17 protein-coding genes are annotated in these 18,546 nt (G+C 73.7%); 12 read left to right on the top strand and 5 right to left on the bottom strand.

The genetic code is table 11. The features are described from left to right. Window positions 1-1,502 (bottom strand): DEAD/DEAH box helicase (locus tag PV343_RS36245; protein WP_319151288.1); only part of this gene is annotated, 1,502 nt, incomplete at its 3' end. 362 nt (window positions 1,503-1,864) lie between these two features. On the opposite strand from PV343_RS36245, the gene PV343_RS36240 reads away from it, so the two are divergent. Then, on the top strand, window positions 1,865-2,611 hold the full coding sequence (locus PV343_RS36240) for a ferritin-like domain-containing protein (RefSeq protein WP_380976668.1): 747 nt from the start codon (window positions 1,865-1,867) through the stop codon (window positions 2,609-2,611). A gap of 83 nt (window positions 2,612-2,694) precedes the next feature. On the opposite strand, the gene PV343_RS36235 is transcribed toward PV343_RS36240, so the two are convergent. The 4 genes from PV343_RS36235 to PV343_RS36220 form a co-directional block, all read right to left on the bottom strand. Then, complete coding sequence (locus tag PV343_RS36235; protein WP_319151287.1) at window positions 2,695-2,964, bottom strand: hypothetical protein; 270 nt, start codon at window positions 2,962-2,964, stop codon at window positions 2,695-2,697. A 192-nt stretch (window positions 2,965-3,156) separates the two neighbouring features. Beyond that, window positions 3,157-3,384 (bottom strand): DUF3107 domain-containing protein, encoded by a 228-nt coding sequence (locus tag PV343_RS36230; RefSeq protein ID WP_020942105.1) that lies wholly within the window; start codon window positions 3,382-3,384, stop codon window positions 3,157-3,159. A 213-nt stretch (window positions 3,385-3,597) separates the two neighbouring features. Further along, a complete protein-coding gene (locus PV343_RS36225) occupies window positions 3,598-4,239 on the bottom strand; it encodes a TetR/AcrR family transcriptional regulator (protein ID WP_319151286.1) in 642 nt (213 codons plus the stop codon). A gap of 166 nt (window positions 4,240-4,405) precedes the next feature. Continuing rightward, window positions 4,406-4,642: a hypothetical protein gene (locus tag PV343_RS36220; protein WP_319151285.1), complete on the bottom strand. Its 237-nt coding sequence runs from the start codon at window positions 4,640-4,642 to the stop codon at window positions 4,406-4,408. A 211-nt stretch (window positions 4,643-4,853) separates the two neighbouring features. Here PV343_RS36220 and PV343_RS36215 point away from each other — a divergent pair, with 211 nt between their 5' ends. The 11 genes from PV343_RS36215 (at window position 4,854) to PV343_RS36165 (ending at window position 18,490) form a co-directional block, all read left to right on the top strand. Continuing rightward, window positions 4,854-5,921 (top strand): alpha/beta fold hydrolase, encoded by a 1,068-nt coding sequence (locus tag PV343_RS36215; RefSeq protein ID WP_319151284.1) that lies wholly within the window; start codon window positions 4,854-4,856, stop codon window positions 5,919-5,921. Between the two features lie 8 nt (window positions 5,922-5,929). Further along, the gene (locus PV343_RS36210) at window positions 5,930-7,366 is read left to right on the top strand and encodes a DUF3152 domain-containing protein (RefSeq protein WP_319151283.1); all 1,437 of its coding nucleotides are present in this window, start codon (window positions 5,930-5,932) and stop codon (window positions 7,364-7,366) included. A 56-nt stretch (window positions 7,367-7,422) separates the two neighbouring features. Further along, a complete protein-coding gene (locus PV343_RS36205) occupies window positions 7,423-7,518 on the top strand; it encodes an Ms4533A family Cys-rich leader peptide (protein ID WP_317445263.1) in 96 nt (31 codons plus the stop codon). 180 nt (window positions 7,519-7,698) lie between these two features. Next, the gene (locus PV343_RS36200) at window positions 7,699-9,417 is read left to right on the top strand and encodes an ABC transporter substrate-binding protein (RefSeq protein ID WP_319151282.1); all 1,719 of its coding nucleotides are present in this window, start codon (window positions 7,699-7,701) and stop codon (window positions 9,415-9,417) included. Window positions 9,418-9,421: 4 nt separating this feature from the next. Continuing rightward, window positions 9,422-10,432, top strand: coding sequence for an ABC transporter permease (locus tag PV343_RS36195; RefSeq protein ID WP_319151281.1), 1,011 nt, complete (start codon window positions 9,422-9,424; stop codon window positions 10,430-10,432). After that, window positions 10,429-11,427, top strand: coding sequence for an ABC transporter permease (locus PV343_RS36190; protein WP_319151280.1), 999 nt, complete (start codon window positions 10,429-10,431; stop codon window positions 11,425-11,427). The genes PV343_RS36195 and PV343_RS36190 overlap by 4 nt, the downstream gene beginning before the upstream one ends. After that, complete coding sequence (locus tag PV343_RS36185) at window positions 11,424-13,016, top strand: ABC transporter ATP-binding protein (protein ID WP_319151279.1); 1,593 nt, start codon at window positions 11,424-11,426, stop codon at window positions 13,014-13,016. Before PV343_RS36190 ends, PV343_RS36185 begins: the two co-directional genes overlap by 4 nt. 202 nt (window positions 13,017-13,218) lie before the next feature. Continuing rightward, complete coding sequence (locus PV343_RS36180) at window positions 13,219-14,952, top strand: DUF3492 domain-containing protein (RefSeq protein ID WP_319151278.1); 1,734 nt, start codon at window positions 13,219-13,221, stop codon at window positions 14,950-14,952. Then, entirely contained in the window at window positions 14,949-16,574 is a 1,626-nt protein-coding gene (locus PV343_RS36175; RefSeq protein WP_415923538.1) for a hypothetical protein, read from the top strand. Before PV343_RS36180 ends, PV343_RS36175 begins: the two co-directional genes overlap by 4 nt. Window positions 16,575-16,790: 216 nt before the next feature. After that, entirely contained in the window at window positions 16,791-17,750 is a 960-nt protein-coding gene (locus PV343_RS36170) for an NAD-dependent epimerase/dehydratase family protein (RefSeq protein ID WP_133920193.1), read from the top strand. Beyond that, window positions 17,738-18,490, top strand: coding sequence for a spherulation-specific family 4 protein (locus tag PV343_RS36165; RefSeq protein WP_319151277.1), 753 nt, complete (start codon window positions 17,738-17,740; stop codon window positions 18,488-18,490). Before PV343_RS36170 ends, PV343_RS36165 begins: the two co-directional genes overlap by 13 nt. Window positions 18,491-18,546 lie beyond the last annotated feature (56 nt).

Below are 18,546 nucleotides of genomic sequence, written 5' to 3'. Positions count from 1 at the left end.
GAGCCGGCCTCGGCGGCCGGCGCCTCGGCGGTCGCCGCGGACGCGTCCAGCGGCGTGCCGCCACGCGTGCGACGGCGGCTGCGCGGGGTGCGCGCCGAGCGCTCACGCTCGGGCGCGGCGGTCTCGCCGCGGCCACCACGGCCACCGCGGCCGCGCGCACCGCGGCCACCGGTCTCGCCCAGGTCCTCCAGCACCTCCGCGTCCAGACCGGCGCGGGTGCGCTCCGAGCGCGGCAGGGTGCCCTTGGTGCCCGCGGGGATGCCGAGCTCCGAGAACAGGTGCGGGGAGCTGGAGTACGTCTCCACCGGGTCGTTGAAGTCCAGCTCCAGCGCCTTGTTGATCAGCTGCCAGCGCGGGATGTCGTCCCAGTCGACGAACGTGATCGCCGTTCCCTTGGCGCCCGCGCGGCCCGTACGGCCGACCCGGTGCAGGTACGTCTTCTCGTCCTCGGGCGACTGGTAGTTGATGACGTGGGTGACGCCCTCGACGTCGATGCCGCGCGCGGCGACGTCGGTGCAGACGAGGACGTCGACCTTGCCGTTGCGGAAGGCGCGCAGGGCCTGCTCACGGGCGCCCTGGCCGAGGTCGCCGTGGACCGCGCCGGAGGCGAAGCCGCGGCGCTCGAGCTGCTCGGCGATGTCGGCCGCCGTGCGCTTGGTCCGGCAGAAGATCATCGCGAGTCCGCGGCCTTCGGCCTGCAGGATGCGCGCGACCATCTCCGGCTTGTCCATGTTGTGCGCGCGGTAGACGAACTGCTTGATGTTCGCGACCGTCACGCCCTCGTCGTCCGGCGCGGTGGCGCGGATGTGGGTGGGCCGCGACATGTAGCGGCGCGCGAGGCCGATGACCGCGCCCGGCATGGTCGCCGAGAACAGCATGGTCTGGCGCTTGACCGGCAGCATGTTGATGATCTTCTCGACGTCGGGCAGGAAGCCCAGGTCGAGCATCTCGTCGGCCTCGTCGAGGACGAGGCTCTTGACGTGCTTCAGGTTCAGCTTCTTCTGGCCCGCGAGGTCCAGGAGCCGGCCCGGGGTGCCGACGACCACGTCGACGCCCTTCTTCAGGGTCTCGACCTGGGGCTCGTAGGCGCGGCCGCCGTAGATGGCGGTGACGCGCACGTTGCGCACCTTGCCGGCGGTCAGGAGGTCGTTGGTGACCTGCTGGCACAGCTCGCGCGTGGGGACGACGACGAGCGCCTGCGGGGCGTCGGTGAGGTCCTCGGGGGTGGCGCGTCCGGCCTCCACGTCGGCGGGGACGGTCACGCGCTCCAGGAGCGGCAGACCGAAGCCGAGGGTCTTGCCGGTGCCGGTCTTGGCCTGGCCGATGACGTCGGTGCCGGACATGGCGACCGGGAGCGTCATCTCCTGGATGGGGAAGGGACTGATGATGCCGACGGCCTCCAGGGCCTCGGCGGTCTCGGGAAGGATTCCGAGTTCTCGAAACGTCGTAGTCAGGGTGCTGCCTCTTCTGTGTGCGCGGCGCGAGGCGAGCGCGGGGGTCATGTCTGACCGTGCCGGGGACGTCGGCCGCCGTACGGGCGAACCACTCGGGCACGCCGTAAGACACGGGACCACTGCCGACGCTCTAGCGCTCGTACCGCTGAGGGTGTCCCTCCGGTCGTCGTACGGGCAGTGCCGTACGGCCGGGGAGGGCTGTCGGGTCGGAGCCGATCGGGCCACCGACCGGGCATCCTCATGCGTGCGGCCTGTCGCGACACGTCGAACACCGTCGACGCACTCAGCAGGCGCATTACCACCATACCCCGGAATCGCGCACATGCGATGGCCGAATTCGTCACGTGGTCGTAGGCACAGTGGATGACCAGGGACTTGAGAGGCACGGCGAGCGGGCTATTGTGCGCCTCATGACTAGCTCCGACAAGCCTGAGAACGGGTCCGCAGCCTCCGCCGGTCCCACCGGTGTCGCCGCCCAGGACTGGGCGCAGGCCGCCGCCGACCCCCAGTACCGCGCCGCGGTCGTGGACCTGCTGGGCGCGCTCGCGTACGGGGAGCTCGCCGCGTTCGAGCGGCTCGCGGAGGACGCCAAGCTGGCGCCGACGCTCGCGGACAAGGCCGAACTGGCGAAGATGGCCTCGGCGGAGTTCCACCACTTCGAGCGGCTGCGCGACCGGCTGACCGAGATCGGCGAGGAGCCGACCGGGGCGATGGAGCCCTTCGTGGCGGCCCTGGACGGCTTCCACCGGCAGACGGCCCCCTCGGACTGGCTGGAGGGCCTGGTCAAGGCGTACGTCGGCGACTCCATCGCGAGCGACTTCTACCGCGAGGTCGCCGCCCGTCTGGACACCGACACGCGAGAGCTGGTCCTCGCGGTGCTCGACGACACCGGGCACGCCGAGTTCGCCGTCGAGAAGGTGCGCGCGGCGATCGACGCCGACCCGCGCGTGGGCGGCCGGCTCGCGCTGTGGGCGCGGCGGCTGATGGGCGAGGCCCTGTCGCAGTCGCAGCGGGTCGTCGCCGACCGGGACGCGCTCTCCACGATGCTGGTGGGCGGGGTCGCCGACGGATTCGACCTCGCCGAGGTCGGCCGGATGTTCTCGCGCATCACGGAGGCGCACACCAAGCGGATGGCGGCCCTGGGCCTCGCGGCCTGAGACGTTCGTCGCCCCGTCGGCGCGGTCCGGGTACGGCGCGCGGCGGGGCGGCGTTCCCCGCGGCTCGGCCCCCTGGCGTCCGTTTACGCCGGGGCTGATCGTCGGCGCAGGTGGCGGGCCGGGCGCAGCAGGAGGGACAGGGACGCGGCCGAGACGACCGCGGCACCCAGGAGGCTCAGCAGGACGCCCCCGGTGCCCAGGGCGCTGTGCGTGACGAAGTCCCCGAAGAGGGCTCCCGCGACGCCCGTGGAGAGCACCAGCGGACGGGCGGGCAGCCGGTGCGCGAGCCGGCGGGTCGCGGCCCAGGCGAGGAGCAGACCGAGCAAGGCGGATCCGAGTGCTTCCAGGATCATGTCGGGGTCCCTCCCACGGCCGGCCTCTGCTTGACGGTCGTAGCCCGTCATACCCGTGACCTGCGGATTGCAATCCTCCGCTGTGGAGAAGTTGTGCGCCGCCCGTGGGTGTGCCGCACGGGAGAGGGGCCCGGCGGCACAGCGCCGCCGGGCCCCTCTCCCGATCTGCTCACAGGGCGGTGACGCAGCGCCCTACAGGGCGCCGAAGCCCACCTTGCGGACGGTCGGCTCGCCGATCTCCACGTACGCCAGGCGGTCCGTCGGGACCAGAACCTTGCGGCCCTTCTCGTCCTGGAGGCTCAGCAGCTGCGTCTTACCGGCCAGCGCCTCCGACACCAGGCGCTCGACCTCCTCGACGCTCTGACCGCTCTCCAGAACGATCTCGCGGGGCGCGTGCTGCACGCCGATCTTGACCTCCACGGCTATGTCCCTCCGACGGTCAGTGATGTGCGCGATCTTCCGCGCCGTACGCTGCACACATTAGCCCGGTGAGGGGACGTACACGCTGCGGGCCGGAACGCCAACAGCGAACACCGGATGGGAACACACGGCCGCCGGCGTCCGTGGAGGCCCGCCGGCGGCTGTGGTTGTCCGTCGATGGTGTTCGTCGGCGGTACTCGCCGGCGGTGCCCGTCAGTGGTGCTCGGTGCCGTGCATCGGGAAGCCGGCGATGCCCCGCCAGGCCAGCGAGGTCAGCAGCTGCACCGCCTGGTCGCGGGGCACGCTGCGGTCGCTGTGCAGCCAGGAACGCGCGACCACCTGGGCGAGACCGCCGAGGCCCGAGGCGAGCAGCATCGACTCCGCGCGCGACAGACCGGTGTCCTCCGCGATGACGTCGCAGATCGCCTCGGCGCAGTCGTTGGTCACCTTGTCGACGCGCTCGCGCACCGCGGGCTCGTTCGTCAGGTCCGACTCGAAGACCAGCCGGAAGGCGCCGCCGTCGTCCTCCACGTACGCGAAGTAGGCGTCCATGGTCGCCCGCACGCGCTGCTTGTTGTCGGTCGTTGAGGCGAGCGCGCTGCGCACCGCCTGGATCAGCGATTCGCAGTGCTGGTCCAGCAGGGCGAGGTACAGGTCGAGCTTGCCGGGGAAGTGCTGGTAGAGCACCGGCTTGCTGACGCCGGCCCGCTCGGCGATGTCGTCCATCGCGGCGGCGTGGTAGCCCTGCGCGACGAAGACCTCCTGGGCGGCGCCCAGCAGCTGGTTCCGCCGGGCACGGCGCGGCAGACGGGTGCCCCGTGGGCGTGCCGCCTCAGTTTGCTCGATGGCTGTCACGCCGCCTCCCTAGGTCGTCCACATGCGGTGTCGGCCGCGCGGCCATCGTACTTTTCGGTAACCGTGGTGTGCGCGGTGCGAGCGCAGAATTTCACGTACCGGACAGCGAGGAAAGCCGCGAAGCCCGCCTTGTGCGGGTGGTCCGGCCCCGCCGGGTCGGCCGAGGTCAGCGGTAGTCGTCCTCGTCGAGGGCGACCACGCGCGCCTGTTCGATGAGATCGGCCTCGTTGCCGCGGTCCGGATCCACGCCGGTCAGGGGGTCGTCCCGGTCCGGCGCGATGTCCGCGTGCTGCTCGGCGGCGTCCACCTCGGGCGCCTCGACGTCGATCTCCGAGGGGTCGTCGGCATCCAGTTCCTCGATGCCGTCGGGCTCGATCGGGTCCTCGATGGATTCATGGACCATGGTGGGCTCCCTTCCTACGAACGTCCCTGGAAGAAGCAGGGGCCACATGCGGGTGCCCTCTGTACGAGCCTAGGAGACACCTGATCCGGACGCCATGCCGTCGGCCCCTGTCCGGTGCGGGTTCTCCGGTCCGGAGTGTCCGGCGCGACGTGGTCCAACCTGTGACGGCGAACACATGAACCACAGCGTGATCGTCTCGTAACATTGCCGCATGTCTTCGACCGAGTCGCCGTCCGTACCGGCCGCCAGCGTCCTTCCGAGGGTCGCACCCGTCCGGGTCGGTGAAGGGGAGCGGCTGAGGTCGGTGGGACTGCCGGGGGTCACCCTGTCGGTCCGTTCGCGGCGCCCCGCGCGCGAGGGGCTGCCGCCCGCGCTGTTCGTCCACGGACTCGGCGGTTCCTCGCAGAACTGGTCCGTGCTGATGAAGGAGCTGGAAGGCGTCGTCGACGGCGAGGCGGTCGACCTGCCCGGCTTCGGCGACTCGCCGCCACCGGACGACGGCGACTACTCCGTCACCGGGCACGCGCGCGCGGTCATCCGCCTGCTCGACACCTCGGGGCGCGGCCCGGTCCACCTGTTCGGCAACTCCCTCGGCGGTGCGGTCGCCACGCGCGTCGCCGCCGTGCGCCCGGACCTCGTGCGCACCCTCACCCTGATCTCGCCCGCTCTGCCGGAGCTGCGCGTGCAGCGCTCCGCGGTGCCGACGGCGCTGCTCGGCGTCCCCGGTGTGGCCCTGCTGTTCACCCGCCTGACCAGGGAGTGGACGGCCGAGCAGCGAGTGCGGGGCGTCCTCGGGCTGTGTTACGGCGACCCGGGGAAGGTGTCGCCCGAGGCGTTCGGGCACGCCGTGGAGGAACTGGAGCGGCGGCTGCGGCTGCCGTACTTCTGGGACGCGATGGCGCGCTCCGCGCGCGGGATCGTCAACGCCTACACCCTGGGCGGCCAGCACGGGCTGTGGCGCCAGGCCGAGCGCGTGCTCGCCCCGACCCTGCTGGTCTACGGCGGTCGCGACCAGCTCGTCGGCTACCGCATGGCGCCCAAGGCCGCCCGCTCCTTCCGCGACTCCCGCCTGGTGTCCCTGCCGGAGGCCGGGCACGTGGCGATGATGGAGTACCCGGAGGTGGTGGCTGGAGCGTTCCGGGAGATGCTCGCGGAGGCCGGGGAAGAGCCGGCCGGGCAAGAGGCGGTCGGCGAAGCGGCAGCCGGTGCCGGGGCAGCCGGCGAGGAGACCGGGGCCGCCGAGCCGGGCGCCGGTTCCGGCACGGGCGCGGGGAGCTGAGGGCAGAGGTGGGACGCCACAGCAGGCGCGGACCGGCCCCGAAGGACGAAGCCGGGGACATAGGAGCACAGCGGGACCAGCGGCCCCCGGCCCCCGGAGCCCCGTACGAGGCACGGCAGCCCGGCCCCCGTCCGGGCGCGCCGGGCCAGGGAGGCCCGCGGCTCCCCGACGGCACCCCGGCCCGCGGCGTGCCCCGGCTGCCCGCTCAGGCGGCGGCCCGGCGCGTTCCGGAGGGCACCCCGGCGCACGGGATCCCGCGTCTGCCCGACGGCACACCCGCGCGGGGCGTACCGCGCGCCGGCGGTCCCGCGACCCGCGGCGGGCACCCCCAGCAGCGTGAACCGGGCGGCGGCTGGGGCGAGTTCACCGGGTCGGCCGGCGCCGACACCGCTCCCGGGGCCCAGAAGGGCCCGGCCGGTCCCGTCTTCCCGCGGCAGCGGCAGGGCGGCAGGCGCCGGTCCGACGGCGGGCCGCGGCAGGACTACCTCGACGCCTTCGAGGAGGACGACGACGTCTTCGCGGCCCGGCCCGGCGCCGGCGGGCCCCGTCGCCCGGGTGTCCCCGGGGCGCGGCACCCGCACGACGCCGGTGGGCAGGCGCCTGCCGGAGACGGCGACGGCGCACCGCCCGCGTCCGTGCCCGCGCAGCGAGGCGGGAACAAGGGGCGGGCCTTCACCGGCATCGCCGCCGCGGCCGTGACCACCGTGCTCGCGGTCGTCGTCGCCGGACAGGTCGCCGACCGCCACGGCGACGGCGAGACGCACGCGCAGTCCGCCACCGGCCAGGCGCGCGACGCCCGAGCGCCGGGGCAGGGCGCGCCCTCCGCCGCGCAGAACGCGGCGCCCCTGACGTACGAGCAGAAGATGGACCGGACGTACCCGCTCGCCGCCACGCTGAAGGCGTCCGGGAAGTTCGAGGCCGTGCCCGGCGCCGACAAGGCGCCCGGCAAGGGGCAGAAGTACACCTACCGAGTGGACGTCGAGCAGGGACTCGGCCTGGACGGCGCGCTGTTCGCCGAGGCCGTGCAGAAGACCCTCAACGACGACCGGAGCTGGGCGCACGGCGGCACCCGCACCTTCGAGCGTGTCTCCTCGGGCAAACCCGACTTCGTCATCACGCTCGCCAGCCCCGGCACCACCGCCAAGTGGTGCGCCAAGTCCGGTCTCGACACCACCGAGGACAACGTCTCCTGCGATTCGGCGTCCACCGAGCGCGTGATGATCAACGCCTACCGGTGGGCCCAGGGCAGCAAGACGTACGGGGACAAAATCCACGCATACCGACAGATGCTCATCAATCACGAGGTCGGCCACCGGCTCGGTCACGGTCATGTGACGTGCCAGAAGAACGGCGAGCTGGCCCCGGTGATGCAGCAGCAGACCAAGTTCCTCGACCACGACGGAATCCACTGCCTGCCCAACCCCTGGCCCTATCCCAGGAGTTGACGGGGAGCGCTTGCGTCAGATTGACATAAGTCGCAAGGTCGTTCATATTTTGGCGCATGTGGTCCCGTCATGCCGTCTCCAACAGCGCCGCCATCGAGCTGGCGCTGATCGGCGTGACCGCCCTCTGCGTGGCCGACGTCCACTGTCGCTGACGCCTCCCTGGCGTCAGTGTCGCGATTCCTTTCTCTCTTTTCCACGTCCGTGATGTCTTCACGGCGTTCTTCGACGACCCGACGCCGGGGCCGACGTCTGTCCGCAGCCGTCTCACTCCTCGTCCATGTGTCTCACTTTTCGAGATGCACTCGTTCAGTCTCCGAGAGGTCGTCATTCCGATGCGTCAACCGTCCGTCATAGCGCGCCGCGTGGCAGCGGCATCCGTCAGCCTGGTCGTGGCAGCGGGCGCCGCCGCCTGCGGTCCGAAGGACAACGATGCCAAGGGCTCCGGCGGCGACTCCGCCCCGCACCGGGGCGGCACCCTCACGGTGCTGAACTCCAACCCGCAGCAGGACTTCGACCCCGCCCGCCTCTACACCTCCGGCGGCGGCAACGTCCCGTCCCTGGTCTTCCGCACCCTCACCACCCGCAACCGGGAGAACGGCGCGGCCGGCGCCAAGGTCGTCCCGGACCTCGCCACCGACACCGGGCGCCCCAGCAAGGGCGCCACCGTGTGGACGTACACCCTGAAGAAGGGCCTCACCTACGAGGACGGCACCCCGATCACCTCGGCCGACGTCAAGTACGGCATCGAGCGCTCCTTCGCCCCCGAACTCTCCGGCGGTGCCCCCTACCTGAGGGACTGGCTGGTCGGCGCCGCCGACTACCAGGGCCCCTACAAGGACAAGAAGGGCCTCTCGGCGATCGAGACGCCGGACGAGCGGACCATCGTCTTCCACCTGAACAAGCCCGAGGGCGAGTTCCCCTACCTGGCCACGCAGACCCAGTTCACCCCTGTCCCGAAGGCCAAGGACACCGGCACCAAGTACGAGGAGCACCCGGTCTCGTCCGGCCCGTACAAGGTCGTCCGCAACGAGAACGACGGCGAGCACCTAGTCCTGAAGCGCAACACCCACTGGTCCGCCGCCACCGACTCCGAGCGCAAGGCCTACCCGGACACCGTCGACGTCCGCTCCGGCCTCGACTCCTCCGTGATCAACCAGCGGCTGTCCGCGTCCCAAGGGGCGGACGCGGCCGCGGTCACCACGGACACCAACCTCGGCCCGGCCGAGCTCGCCAAGGTCACGGGCGACCAGGACCTGGCCTCGCGCGTCGGCACCGGCCACTTCGGCTACACCGACTACATCGCCTTCAACCCGAAGGTGAAGCCGTTCGACGACCCGAAGGTGCGCCAGGCCATCGCCTACGCCGTCGACCGCTCCTCGGTCGTCAACGCGGCCGGCGGTTCGGCGCTCGCCGAGCCCGCCACCACCTTCCTGCCCCACCAGAAGTCCTTCGGCCACACCCCCTACGACCTCTTCCCGGCGGGCAAGGCCGGCAACGCCGCCAAGGCCAGGGAACTGCTCGCCCAGGCCGGCCACAAGAACGGGCTCACCGTCACCCTGACCCACTCCAACAGCAAGGACTTCGAGACCAGCCCCGAGATCGCGACCGCGATCCAGGACGCGCTCAAGAAGGCCGGCATCACGGTCAAGCTGCAGGGCCTGGAGAGCAACGACTACTCGGACAAGATCCACAACGTCCGGACCGAGCCCGGCTTCTTCCTCGCCCACTGGGGTGCCGACTGGCCCTCGGGCGGCCCCTTCCTCGCCCCGATCTTCGACGGCCGGCAGATCGTCAGGGACGGCGCCAACTTCAACACCGGCCTGCTGAACGACAAGTCGGTCAACGACGAGATCGACTCGATCAACAAGCTGACCGACCTCGACGCCGCCGCCAGGAGGTGGGGCGCCCTGGACGAGAAGATCGGCGCACAGGCCCTCGTCGTGCCGCTGTTCCACCCCGTCTACAAGCGCCTGTACGGCAAGGACGTCCGCGACATCGTCATCAGCGACTGGACCGGCGTGCTGGACATCTCCCAGGTCGCGGTGAAGTAGCACCGTGAGCGAGGCACTCGTCGCCTCCCACACCCCCGGGGCGGACACACCCGCCCCGGGGGTCTCGGGGGCCCGTCAGTTCTGGCGGCGGCTGCGGGCGCAGCGGGCCGCCCTGGTCGCCGCGGCCGTCGTCGCGCTGCTCGTCCTGGTCGCGCTCGCCGCGCCGCTCCTCACCGCCCTGGAGGGCCAGGACCCCACCACCTACCACCCCTCCCTGATCGACTCCGCGCGCGGGGGCGTGCCCGTCGGCTCCTTCGGCGGCCTCGGCGCCGACCACTGGCTCGGCGTCGAACCGCAGACCGGACGCGACCTGTTCGCACGGCTCGTGTACGGGGCGCGGGTCTCCCTGGGAGTGGCGCTCGGCGCCACCGCGATCCAGGTGACCCTCGGCGTCCTGTTCGGCGTCGCCTCGGCGCTCGGCAGCCGGCTGGTCGACCAACTGCTCAGCCGGATCACCGACATCATCGTCGCCCTGCCCCTGATGATCATGGCGCTCGCGCTCCTCGCGATCGTGCCGTCGAGCTTCCCGCGGCCCGTCCTGGTCACCCTGGTGATCGGCCTGATCGCCTGGGGCAACATAGCCAAGATCGCCCGCGCCCAGACCCTCACCCTCAAGGGACTCGACCACGTCGCCGCCGCCCGGCTCAGCGGCTGGGGCACCTGGCGCATCGCCCGCCGCGAACTGCTGCCCGGCCTCGCCGCACCCGTCATCACCTACGCGGCGCTGCTCGTGCCCCTCAACATCTCCGTCGAGGCGGCCCTGTCCTTCCTCGGCGTCGGCGTGAAGCCGCCCACCCCGTCCTGGGGACAGATGCTCACCGCCGCCGACGTCTGGTACCAGGCCGCGCCGCAGTACCTGCTGCTGCCCGCAGGCGCCCTCTTCGTCACCGTGGTCGCGCTGACCGTCGTCGGCGACGGCGTCCGCACCGCCCTCGACCCGCGCGCGGCCTCACGCCTGCGCGTCGGCACCGGCGGCAGGCGCGCGGACCGGGCGGGCAAGGAGGCCGCGGCATGAGCGGATTCGGCGGCTTCGTGCTGCGCCGCGGCGCCGGCGCCCTGGTCACCCTCCTCGCCATCTCCGTGATCATCTACGTCGTCTTCTACGTCACCCCCGGCAACGTCGCCCAGATCACCTGCGGCCCGCGCTGCTCCCCGGAACAGGTCCACCAGGTCGCCCGGCAGCTCAGCCTGGACGACCCGCTGTATCTGCGCTACTGGCACTTCCTGGAAGGGCTGTTCGCCGGCCAGGACTACTCCACCGGCACCTCGGTCGAGCACTGCCCCGCGCCCTGCCTCGGGCTCTCCTACCAGAGCGACCGGCAGGTCACGGACATCATCCTGACCAAGCTCCCGGTCAGCCTGTCGCTCGTGGTCGGCGCCATGGTGATCTGGCTCGTCCTCGGGGTCGGCACCGGCGTGCTCTCCGCCTGGCGGCGCGGCCGGTTCACCGAGCGCGCGCTGACCGCGCTCACCCTCGCGGGCACGGCCACGCCCGTCTTCGTCATCGGCCTGGTCCTCATGATCGTCGTCTGCGGCGAGCTGCGGCTGCTGCCCTTCCCGCAGTACGTGAAGTTCACCGACGACCCGGAACAGTGGGCCTGGAACCTGCTGCTGCCATGGCTCTCCCTCGCGCTCGTCGAGGCGGCCGCGTTCGCCCGCCTGACCCGTGCGGCCATGCTGGAGACCCTCGCCGAGGACCACATCCGGACCTTCCGCGCCTACGGCGTCAGCGAACGCTCGGTCGTCGGGCGGCACGCCCTGCGCGGGGCCCTCGCCCCCGTCATCGCGCTGAACGCCAACAACTTCGGCGGGGCCGTCGGCGGCGCCGTCCTCACCGAGACCCTGTTCGGGCTGCCCGGCATCGGCCAGGAGCTGGTGCACGCGGTGAACGTCGTCGACCTCCCGGTGGTCGTCGGCATGGTCCTGGTCATCGGATTCTTCGTGGTCGTGGCCAACGCCGTCGCGGACGTGCTCTACGCGGTGGCCGACCGACGGGTGGTACTCGCATGAGCCTCGTGGAAGTCAAGGACCTCACGGTCGAGTTCGGCTCCGTGCGGGCCGTGGACGGCCTCTCCTTCCGGCTCGCGGAGGGCGGCGCCCTCGCGCTCGTCGGCGAGTCCGGCTCCGGCAAGTCCACGGTCGCCGGTGCCCTGCTGGGCCTGCACCGGGGCACCGGGGCGCGGGTCGGCGGCACCGTCCAGGTCGCCGGCACCGACGTCGGGCGGGCCCCGGAGCAGGAACTGCGCCGGCTGCGCGGTGCGAAGGCCGCCATGGTCTTCCAGGACCCGCTGTCCTCGCTCGACCCGTACTACGCCATCGGCGACCAGATCGCCGAGGTCCACCGCGTCCACACCCGCGCCTCCCGCCGCGCCGCACGCGCGCGTGCCGTCGAGGTGCTGGACCGGGTCGGCATCCCGGACGCGCGGCGCCGCGCCCGGTACCGCCCGCACGAGTTCAGCGGCGGCATGCGCCAGCGCGCCCTCGTCGCCATGGCGCTCGCCTGCTCGCCCCGGCTGCTGATCGCCGACGAGCCCACGACCGCCCTCGACGTCACCGTCCAGGCCCAGATCCTCGACCTGCTGCACACGCTGCGCGAGGAGACCGGCATGGGCCTGCTGCTCGTCACCCACGACGTGGGCGTCGCCGCCGAGAGCGTGGACGAGGTGCTGGTCATGCGGCACGGCCGGGCCGTCGAACAGGGCCCGGTCGGTACCGTCCTGGGCTCACCGGGACAGGCGTACACCCGCGAACTCCTCGATGCCGTACCGCGCGTCGACGCGCCGCGTACCGGGTCGCGGGAACCCGGCGAGGTGGTGCTGGAGGCCACCGGGCTCCGGCGCGAGTTCGGGCACGGCAAGGGGACGTTCGCGGCCGTGGACGGCATCTCGCTCACCGTCCGCCGGGGCGAGACCCTCGGCGTCGTGGGGGAGAGCGGCAGCGGCAAGACCACCCTGGGCCGCATGCTGGTCGGGCTGCTGGAACCGACCGCCGGGGAGATCCGCCACGACGGGCGCCCGCACACCGGCGTGGACCCGTCCGTGCAGATGGTCTTCCAGGACCCCGTCTCCTCCCTCAACCCCCGCCGCAGCGTGGGCGAGTCCATCGCCGACCCGCTCCGCGCGCGGGGCGGACGCGACGAGCGGAGCATCCGGGGACGGGTGACCGAACTGCTGGAGCGCGTGGGCCTCGAAGCGGCCCACTACGACCGCTACCCGCACGAGTTCAGCGGCGGACAGCGCCAGCGCGTGGGCATCGCCCGCGCGCTCGCCGCCGACCCGCGGGTCATCGTCTGCGACGAGCCCGTCTCCGCGCTCGACGTCACCACACAGGCCCAGGTGATCGAACTCCTCGGCGAACTCCAGCGGGAACTCGGCCTCGCGCTCGTGTTCATCGCGCACGACCTCGCCGTGGTCCGCCAGGTCAGCGACCGGGTCGCGGTGATGCGCCGGGGCCGGGTCGTCGAGACCGGGCCCGTGGACGAGGTGTACGGCGCCCCGCGCGAGACGTACACCAGGCAGCTCCTGGCCGCCGTTCCCGCCCTCGACCCGGAGCAGGCGGCCCGGCGGCGCGCGACCCGGCGGGAGCCGGCCGTGGCGTAACGTTTCGCGTCCGGGCGGTAACCGTCCGATCTCTTAGCGCGCCGGAACGCGTACCGCACGCGAAAGTTACGACCGTTCACCCCTTTTGGTGGCGCGATGGACAACCGTCCGTCGCGCCACCGCCTTGTCCGCATACGTTCGTCCCGCTGCGAGCCGCCGCGACGAGGCGGCTCCCGTCCAGCGGGAGATCGGGGGTGCACACGTGCGCATCGGGCTACTGACGGAGGGTGGCTATCCGTATGTGAGCGGTGACGCCGGACTCTGGTGCGACCGGCTCGTGCGCGGGCTCGCCCAGCACGAGTTCGACATCCACGCGCTCAGCCGCAGCCGCGCCCAGGAGGACGCGGGCCTGGTCCCGCTGCCCGACCAGGTCAGCCGGGTCCGCACGGCCCCGCTCTGGAGGGCCGAGGACGACGGCGTCTCCTACGGGCGGCGCGCGCGCCGGCGCTTCACCGAGTGCTACGGGGAACTGGCCGAGGCGGTCTGCACTGCTCCCGGCACCCCCTCCGACGCCGGCTCCACCCAACTGACGGACCGTTTCGGCAGCGCGCTGTACGGACTCGCCGAACTCGCTCGCGACGAGGGCGGACTGACCGGCGCACTCCGCTCCGACACCGCCGTACGCACCCTGGAGCGCGCCTGCCGCGCGCCCGGAGCGTCGCGCACGGCGCGCGAGGCGCGCGTACCCGACCTCCTCGCCGTCGCCGCGCATCTCGAACGCGCCCTGCGCCCCCTCTCCCTCGACTGGTACGGCGACGACGGCCTCGGCGCCGCCGACCTCTGCCACGCCACCGCCGGCGGCCCCGCCGCCCTGCCCGGCCTCCTCGCCCGGCACTTCTCCGGCGTGCCCCTGCTGGTCACCGAGTACGGCGTGCAACTGCGTTCGCACTACCTGACCCTCGGCCCCGACGCCGCCGCCCCGGCCGTACGCGCCCTGCTCGCCGCCTTCCACGGCCGGCTGGCCACCGAGGTCTACGGGCGCGCCGCGATCCTCACCCCCGGCAACGCGCACGCCCGCCGCTGGCAGGAACGGTGCGGCGCCGATCGCACCCGGATCCGCACCGTCCACCCGGGCATGGAGGCGGCCCGCTTCGCCGAGGTCGGCGAGGCCCCGGCCGCCGACCGGTCCGACCCGGACACCCTCGTGTGGGTCGGACCCGTCGACCCCACCAAGGACCTGGTCTCCCTGCTGCACGCCTTCGCCGAGGTCCGCAAGGAGCGGCCGACGGCCCGCCTGCGCATCGTCGGCTCACCCGCGGGCCCCGAGGGCGAGGTCTACCTGGGCCACTGCCGCGTGCTCGCCGCCCAGCTCTTCCCCGACGAGGCCGAGGGCGTGCACGCCGTCGGCGACAACCCGGTCTCCTTCGAGGAGATCGGCGGCCCCGAGGTGCCGACCCTGCCCGACGCCTACGCCTCCGGCGCGGTCGTCGTCCTCTCCAGCGTCGTCGAGGGCTTCCCGATCACCCTGGTGGAGGCCATGCTCTGCGCCCGGGCCACCGTGTCCACCGACGTCGGCGCGGTGGTGGAGGCCATCGGCGGCACCGGGCTCGTCGTACCCCCGCGCAACCCGCGGGCGCTCGCCGAGGCGTGCGTGGCACTGCTGCGCGACCCCGAGCGCCGTGAGCGCCTGGGCGCCGCCGCGCGCGCCCGCGCGCTCGAACTGTTCACCGTCGAGCAGAACATCGCGGCATTTCACGGCATTTACCTGGAGATCGTCTCGCGCTGCCCGGTGCGCCGGGTCGTCCTCGACGAGGCCGGCGCGCCGCTGCCCTTCGCCGCCCCCGCCGAGGCCCACGTGCCCGTCCACTGGACCGGGCCCACGGCTCCCGTGCTGCCCCGGGGCGTCCCCGCCTGGGCGGCGGGCGGCCCGGTCCGCGCCACCCCGCCGAACGCCCGGCTGACGGCCCCCCTCACGGCCCCGGAGGCGGCACGGTGAGCGGCTCCGAAGCGGCCGACGGCCGCCACGGCGACCGGGACGTCCTGAGCGAGCCGGGCACCCAGGACCGCCCCGCCATGCCCACCGGCGCCACTGCCTGGGACGCGCGCTCGCGCGCATGGCTGTCCGGCACCGAGGGCCACGACGACGGCAGCGCCGAGGGCCCCACGTGGGGTGAGGCGGTGACCATGACCGCACCGCCGGGCGGGCTCTTGGGCGGGCCGCGCACCGGGGGTGACTTGTCCGGCGCGGTGTACGGGGACGGCGCTGGAGGCGTGCCTGGACCTGTGCGCGGGGCCGGCGGGGAGGCCGGAGTCGGTGACGCGCTCGGGGTCGGTGACGCGCTCGGGGGTGGAGGCGTGCTCGGGGGTGGAGGCGTCCCTGGTGCCGCGCGCGAGGCCGGAGCCGTACCCGTGGCCGAGGCCGACGCCTTACCGGGGGCCGCGTCCGTGGCGGCGCCGGCGCCCGAATCCGTGCCCGGCGCCGAGACCCGGCCCGGGGTCGATTCCGAGCCCCGGAAGGCGCGCAGGAAGCCCCTGCGGCGCGGGGCGGGCGACCCCGTGAAGACCCTGCTGCACCACCACCGGGACCTGTGCGAACGGGCCGTCGACCCCCTGGAGATCGCCGCCGGCCTGGAGGCGCAGGGAGTCACCGACCGCACCGCCGCCCGCTTCCGCCACCGCGACGTCTTCTCGCTCGCCGAGGAGCTCTACGCGCGCGTGCCCCGCGACGGCGCCCCCCGGCCCCGGCCCGAGCCGCCGCGCCTGCCACCGGTCCGGATCGGCTGGGTCCTGCTCACCCTCCTGCCCGGAGCGCTCGCCACGGCCCTCGTGACCGGGCTGCGCCTCACCCACGGCCGGGTCCGCACGACGGTCGCCCTCGGCGGACTCCTCGCCGTCGCCCTCGCCGTCCGCGCGGCCCTGCGCCGGGGACCCCTCGCCGCCGAGTCCGGCCCACCCTCCTGGCGCACCGCGCCCGGCACCCGGCTGTGCACCCTCTGGCTGCTCGGCTACGCCCTGCTCGGCGACGGCCTCCTGCGCGCCGCCGTCGCGGGCGGCCCCCTGCCCGACGGTCCCTGGCCGGTGGCCGGCGTCCCCGCCCTGGCGCTCGCCCTGGCCTGTGCCCCGGCCGCCTGGTGCGCCCACCTGCTCACCGCAGGCGCCCGGCGCAAACTCGCCAGGAGCCGGGGCCTCGAGGACTTCACGGCCGCCGCCCGCCCCCTGCTGACCGGCGTCTTCGCCCTGTTCCTCGGCGCCCTCACCGGGCTGCTCGCGCTGTGCGGCACCGTCCTGCACCGGAGCGCCGCCTACCCGCAGGGCCTCACCCTGGGCGCCCTCCTCCTGCTCGCCCGCCTGCTCGTCGTGCACCAGCACCGGCACGCGCCCGCCCTCGCCCTCGGCGCCGCCACGGCCGCCGAGGCGGTGTCCCTGGGCCTGGCCCTGGCCGCCCGGCTGCCCGGCTGCGCCGCCCTGGCGGCCCCCGTCCGCGCGCCGGCCGACACCTGGGGCCCGGCTACCGTCCCCACGCTCGCCTGCGCCGCGGCGGCCCTGGCCCTGCTGGTGCACGCCCTGCGCACGCTCACCCGGGCCTCGGCCCACGCGCCCGCGGGAGCACCCGAGTGACCCTTCCGCCACCGGACGGACCGAGCCCGCCGCCACCCACCCCGGGCGCGTGGCAGCGCCCGGGAGCCCGGCCCACCGCCGGAGGCAACCGCCTCACCCCTTCGAAGGAGAAGACCAGATGACCACCTCCCGACCTGGAGCGCCCGGAGCGCCCGGAGCGCCCGGACCGTCCGGAGCCTTGGGAGCAGCCGCAGCGCACACCCCGGGAGCCGCCCGATGAGGGTCCTGCTGATCGGAGCCAACGGATACATCGGCCGCTTCGTCGCCGACCGCCTGCTCGCCGACCCCGCCGTCCAGCTCACCGCGCTCGGCCGCGGCGACGACGCCGACGTCCGGTTCGACCTCGCCACCGGCAGCCCCGGAGCGCTCACCCGCTTCCTGGACGCGGTCCACCCCGGGGTCGTCGTCAACTGCGCGGGCGCCACCCGTGGCGGCGCCCGCGAACTCACCCGGCACAACACCGTCGCCGTCGCCACCGTCTGCGAGGCCCTGCGCCGCAGCGGCTGCGGCGCCCGCCTGGTGCAGATCGGGTGCGGCTCGGAGTACGGCCCCAGCCAGCCCGGCTCCTCCACCGCCGAGGACGCCGTGCCGCGCCCCGGCGGCCCCTACGGCGTCAGCAAGCTGGCGGCCACCGAACTGGTCCTCGGCTCCGGCCTCGACGCCGTCGTCCTGCGTGTCTTCTCACCCGCCGGACCCGGCACCCCGGCCGGCTCCCCGCTCGGCCGGCTCGCCGAGGCCATGCGCCGCGCCATGCAGTCCGGCGACGGCGAGCTGAAGCTCGGCGGCCTCGGCGTCCAGCGCGACTTCGTCGACGTCCGCGACGTCGCCCGCGCCGTGCACGCCGCCTCCCTCTCCGCCGCCCAGGGCGTCATCAACATCGGCTCCGGCCGCGCCGTCCGCCTCCGCGACGCCGCCGCCGTCCTGGCCAGGGTCGCCGGCTACGGCGGCGCCCTGCACGAACTCGACGCCCCTCCCGGGCCGCTGCGCGGCGCCATCGGCCACCCGCGCACCGACCCCGACCACGCGTCCCCGGTCGCCTTCCCCTACCCGGACGGCTGCGGCAGCTGGCAGCAGGCCGACGTGCGCACCGCGCGTGACCGGCTCGGCTGGCGGCCCCGGATCAACCTCGAAGAGTCCCTCGCCGACATCTGGATGGAGGCGGCATGCCGCATCTGACCAGCACCGCAGCATCGGACGCCACCGGCACCGGCGTCCGCACCGCCCTCGGCGTCCCCGGCTACGCGCACCCGCTCGTCGCCCCGGCCCAGTGGGCCGAACTCGCCCGGCCCGGCACCCCGCTCGACTGGGTCGTGCTCAACGTCGCCGCCGGGCCCGGCACCCGCCCCGACCCGCACTGCCTGGAGGCCGCCGGGCGGCTGCGCAACGCGGGCGTCCGCGTCCTCGGCCACCTGGACCTCACCCACGGCGCCCGCGCCCGCGGCGACCTGCTCGCCGACGCGCAGCGCCACCTGGACTGGTACCGGGTCGACGGTTTCTTCCTGGACCGCTGCCCCGCCGGGCGGGAGGCGCTGCCGGAGGTCCGCCACGCGCTCAAGCTGCTGCGGGCCACCGGTGACGCGCCGCACCTCGTCCTCGGCCACGACAGCCACCCGTACCCGGGCTACGCCGAGAACGCCGACCAACTGGTCACCTTCCGCGGCCCCTGGTCCCGGTACCGCTTCTCCCAGGTCGCGGAGTGGACCGCCGACTACCCGCCCGACCGGTTCTGCCACTTCGTGCACGGTGTGCCGCGCGGCCACCTGGCGGAGGCGCTGCGCATCGCGCGCTGGCAGGGAGCGGGGACGATCTACTTCACGGACCGCACCGACGGGGGCCGCCGGGTGGACCCCTGGGAGACGATGCCCGGCTACTGGGACGAGATCGTCTCGCGTGTCGGGACGGGTGTCTCGGAATGAAAAAGGCCGTGGCAGTGTTACGGAGAGAACAACCGTACTGTTTGACCGACCAACGG

The organism is Streptomyces sp. WI03-4A (genome assembly GCF_033792105.1).
Lineage (GTDB): Bacteria > Actinomycetota > Actinomycetes > Streptomycetales > Streptomycetaceae > Streptomyces > Streptomyces collinus_A.
This window is presented reverse-complemented; position numbering and strand designations above follow the sequence as displayed.

Bases quoted from the DNA above. Each gene is read 5' to 3' on its own strand.
- PV343_RS36240 (WP_380976668.1), top strand. From the start codon at position 1,865: ATGACTAGCTCCGACAAGCCTGAGAACGGGTCCGCAGCCTCCGCCGGT.
- PV343_RS36235 (WP_319151287.1), bottom strand. From the start codon at position 2,964: ATGATCCTGGAAGCACTCGGATCCGCCTTGCTCGGTCTGCTCCTCGCC.
- PV343_RS36220 (WP_319151285.1), bottom strand. From the start codon at position 4,642: ATGGTCCATGAATCCATCGAGGACCCGATCGAGCCCGACGGCATCGAG.
- PV343_RS36215 (WP_319151284.1), top strand. From the start codon at position 4,854: ATGTCTTCGACCGAGTCGCCGTCCGTACCGGCCGCCAGCGTCCTTCCG.
- PV343_RS36205 (WP_317445263.1), top strand. From the start codon at position 7,423: ATGTGGTCCCGTCATGCCGTCTCCAACAGCGCCGCCATCGAGCTGGCG.
- PV343_RS36200 (WP_319151282.1), top strand. From the start codon at position 7,699: ATGCGTCAACCGTCCGTCATAGCGCGCCGCGTGGCAGCGGCATCCGTC.
- PV343_RS36190 (WP_319151280.1), top strand. From the start codon at position 10,429: ATGAGCGGATTCGGCGGCTTCGTGCTGCGCCGCGGCGCCGGCGCCCTG.
- PV343_RS36185 (WP_319151279.1), top strand. From the start codon at position 11,424: ATGAGCCTCGTGGAAGTCAAGGACCTCACGGTCGAGTTCGGCTCCGTG.
- PV343_RS36170 (WP_133920193.1), top strand. From the start codon at position 16,791: ATGAGGGTCCTGCTGATCGGAGCCAACGGATACATCGGCCGCTTCGTC.
- PV343_RS36165 (WP_319151277.1), top strand. From the start codon at position 17,738: ATGCCGCATCTGACCAGCACCGCAGCATCGGACGCCACCGGCACCGGC.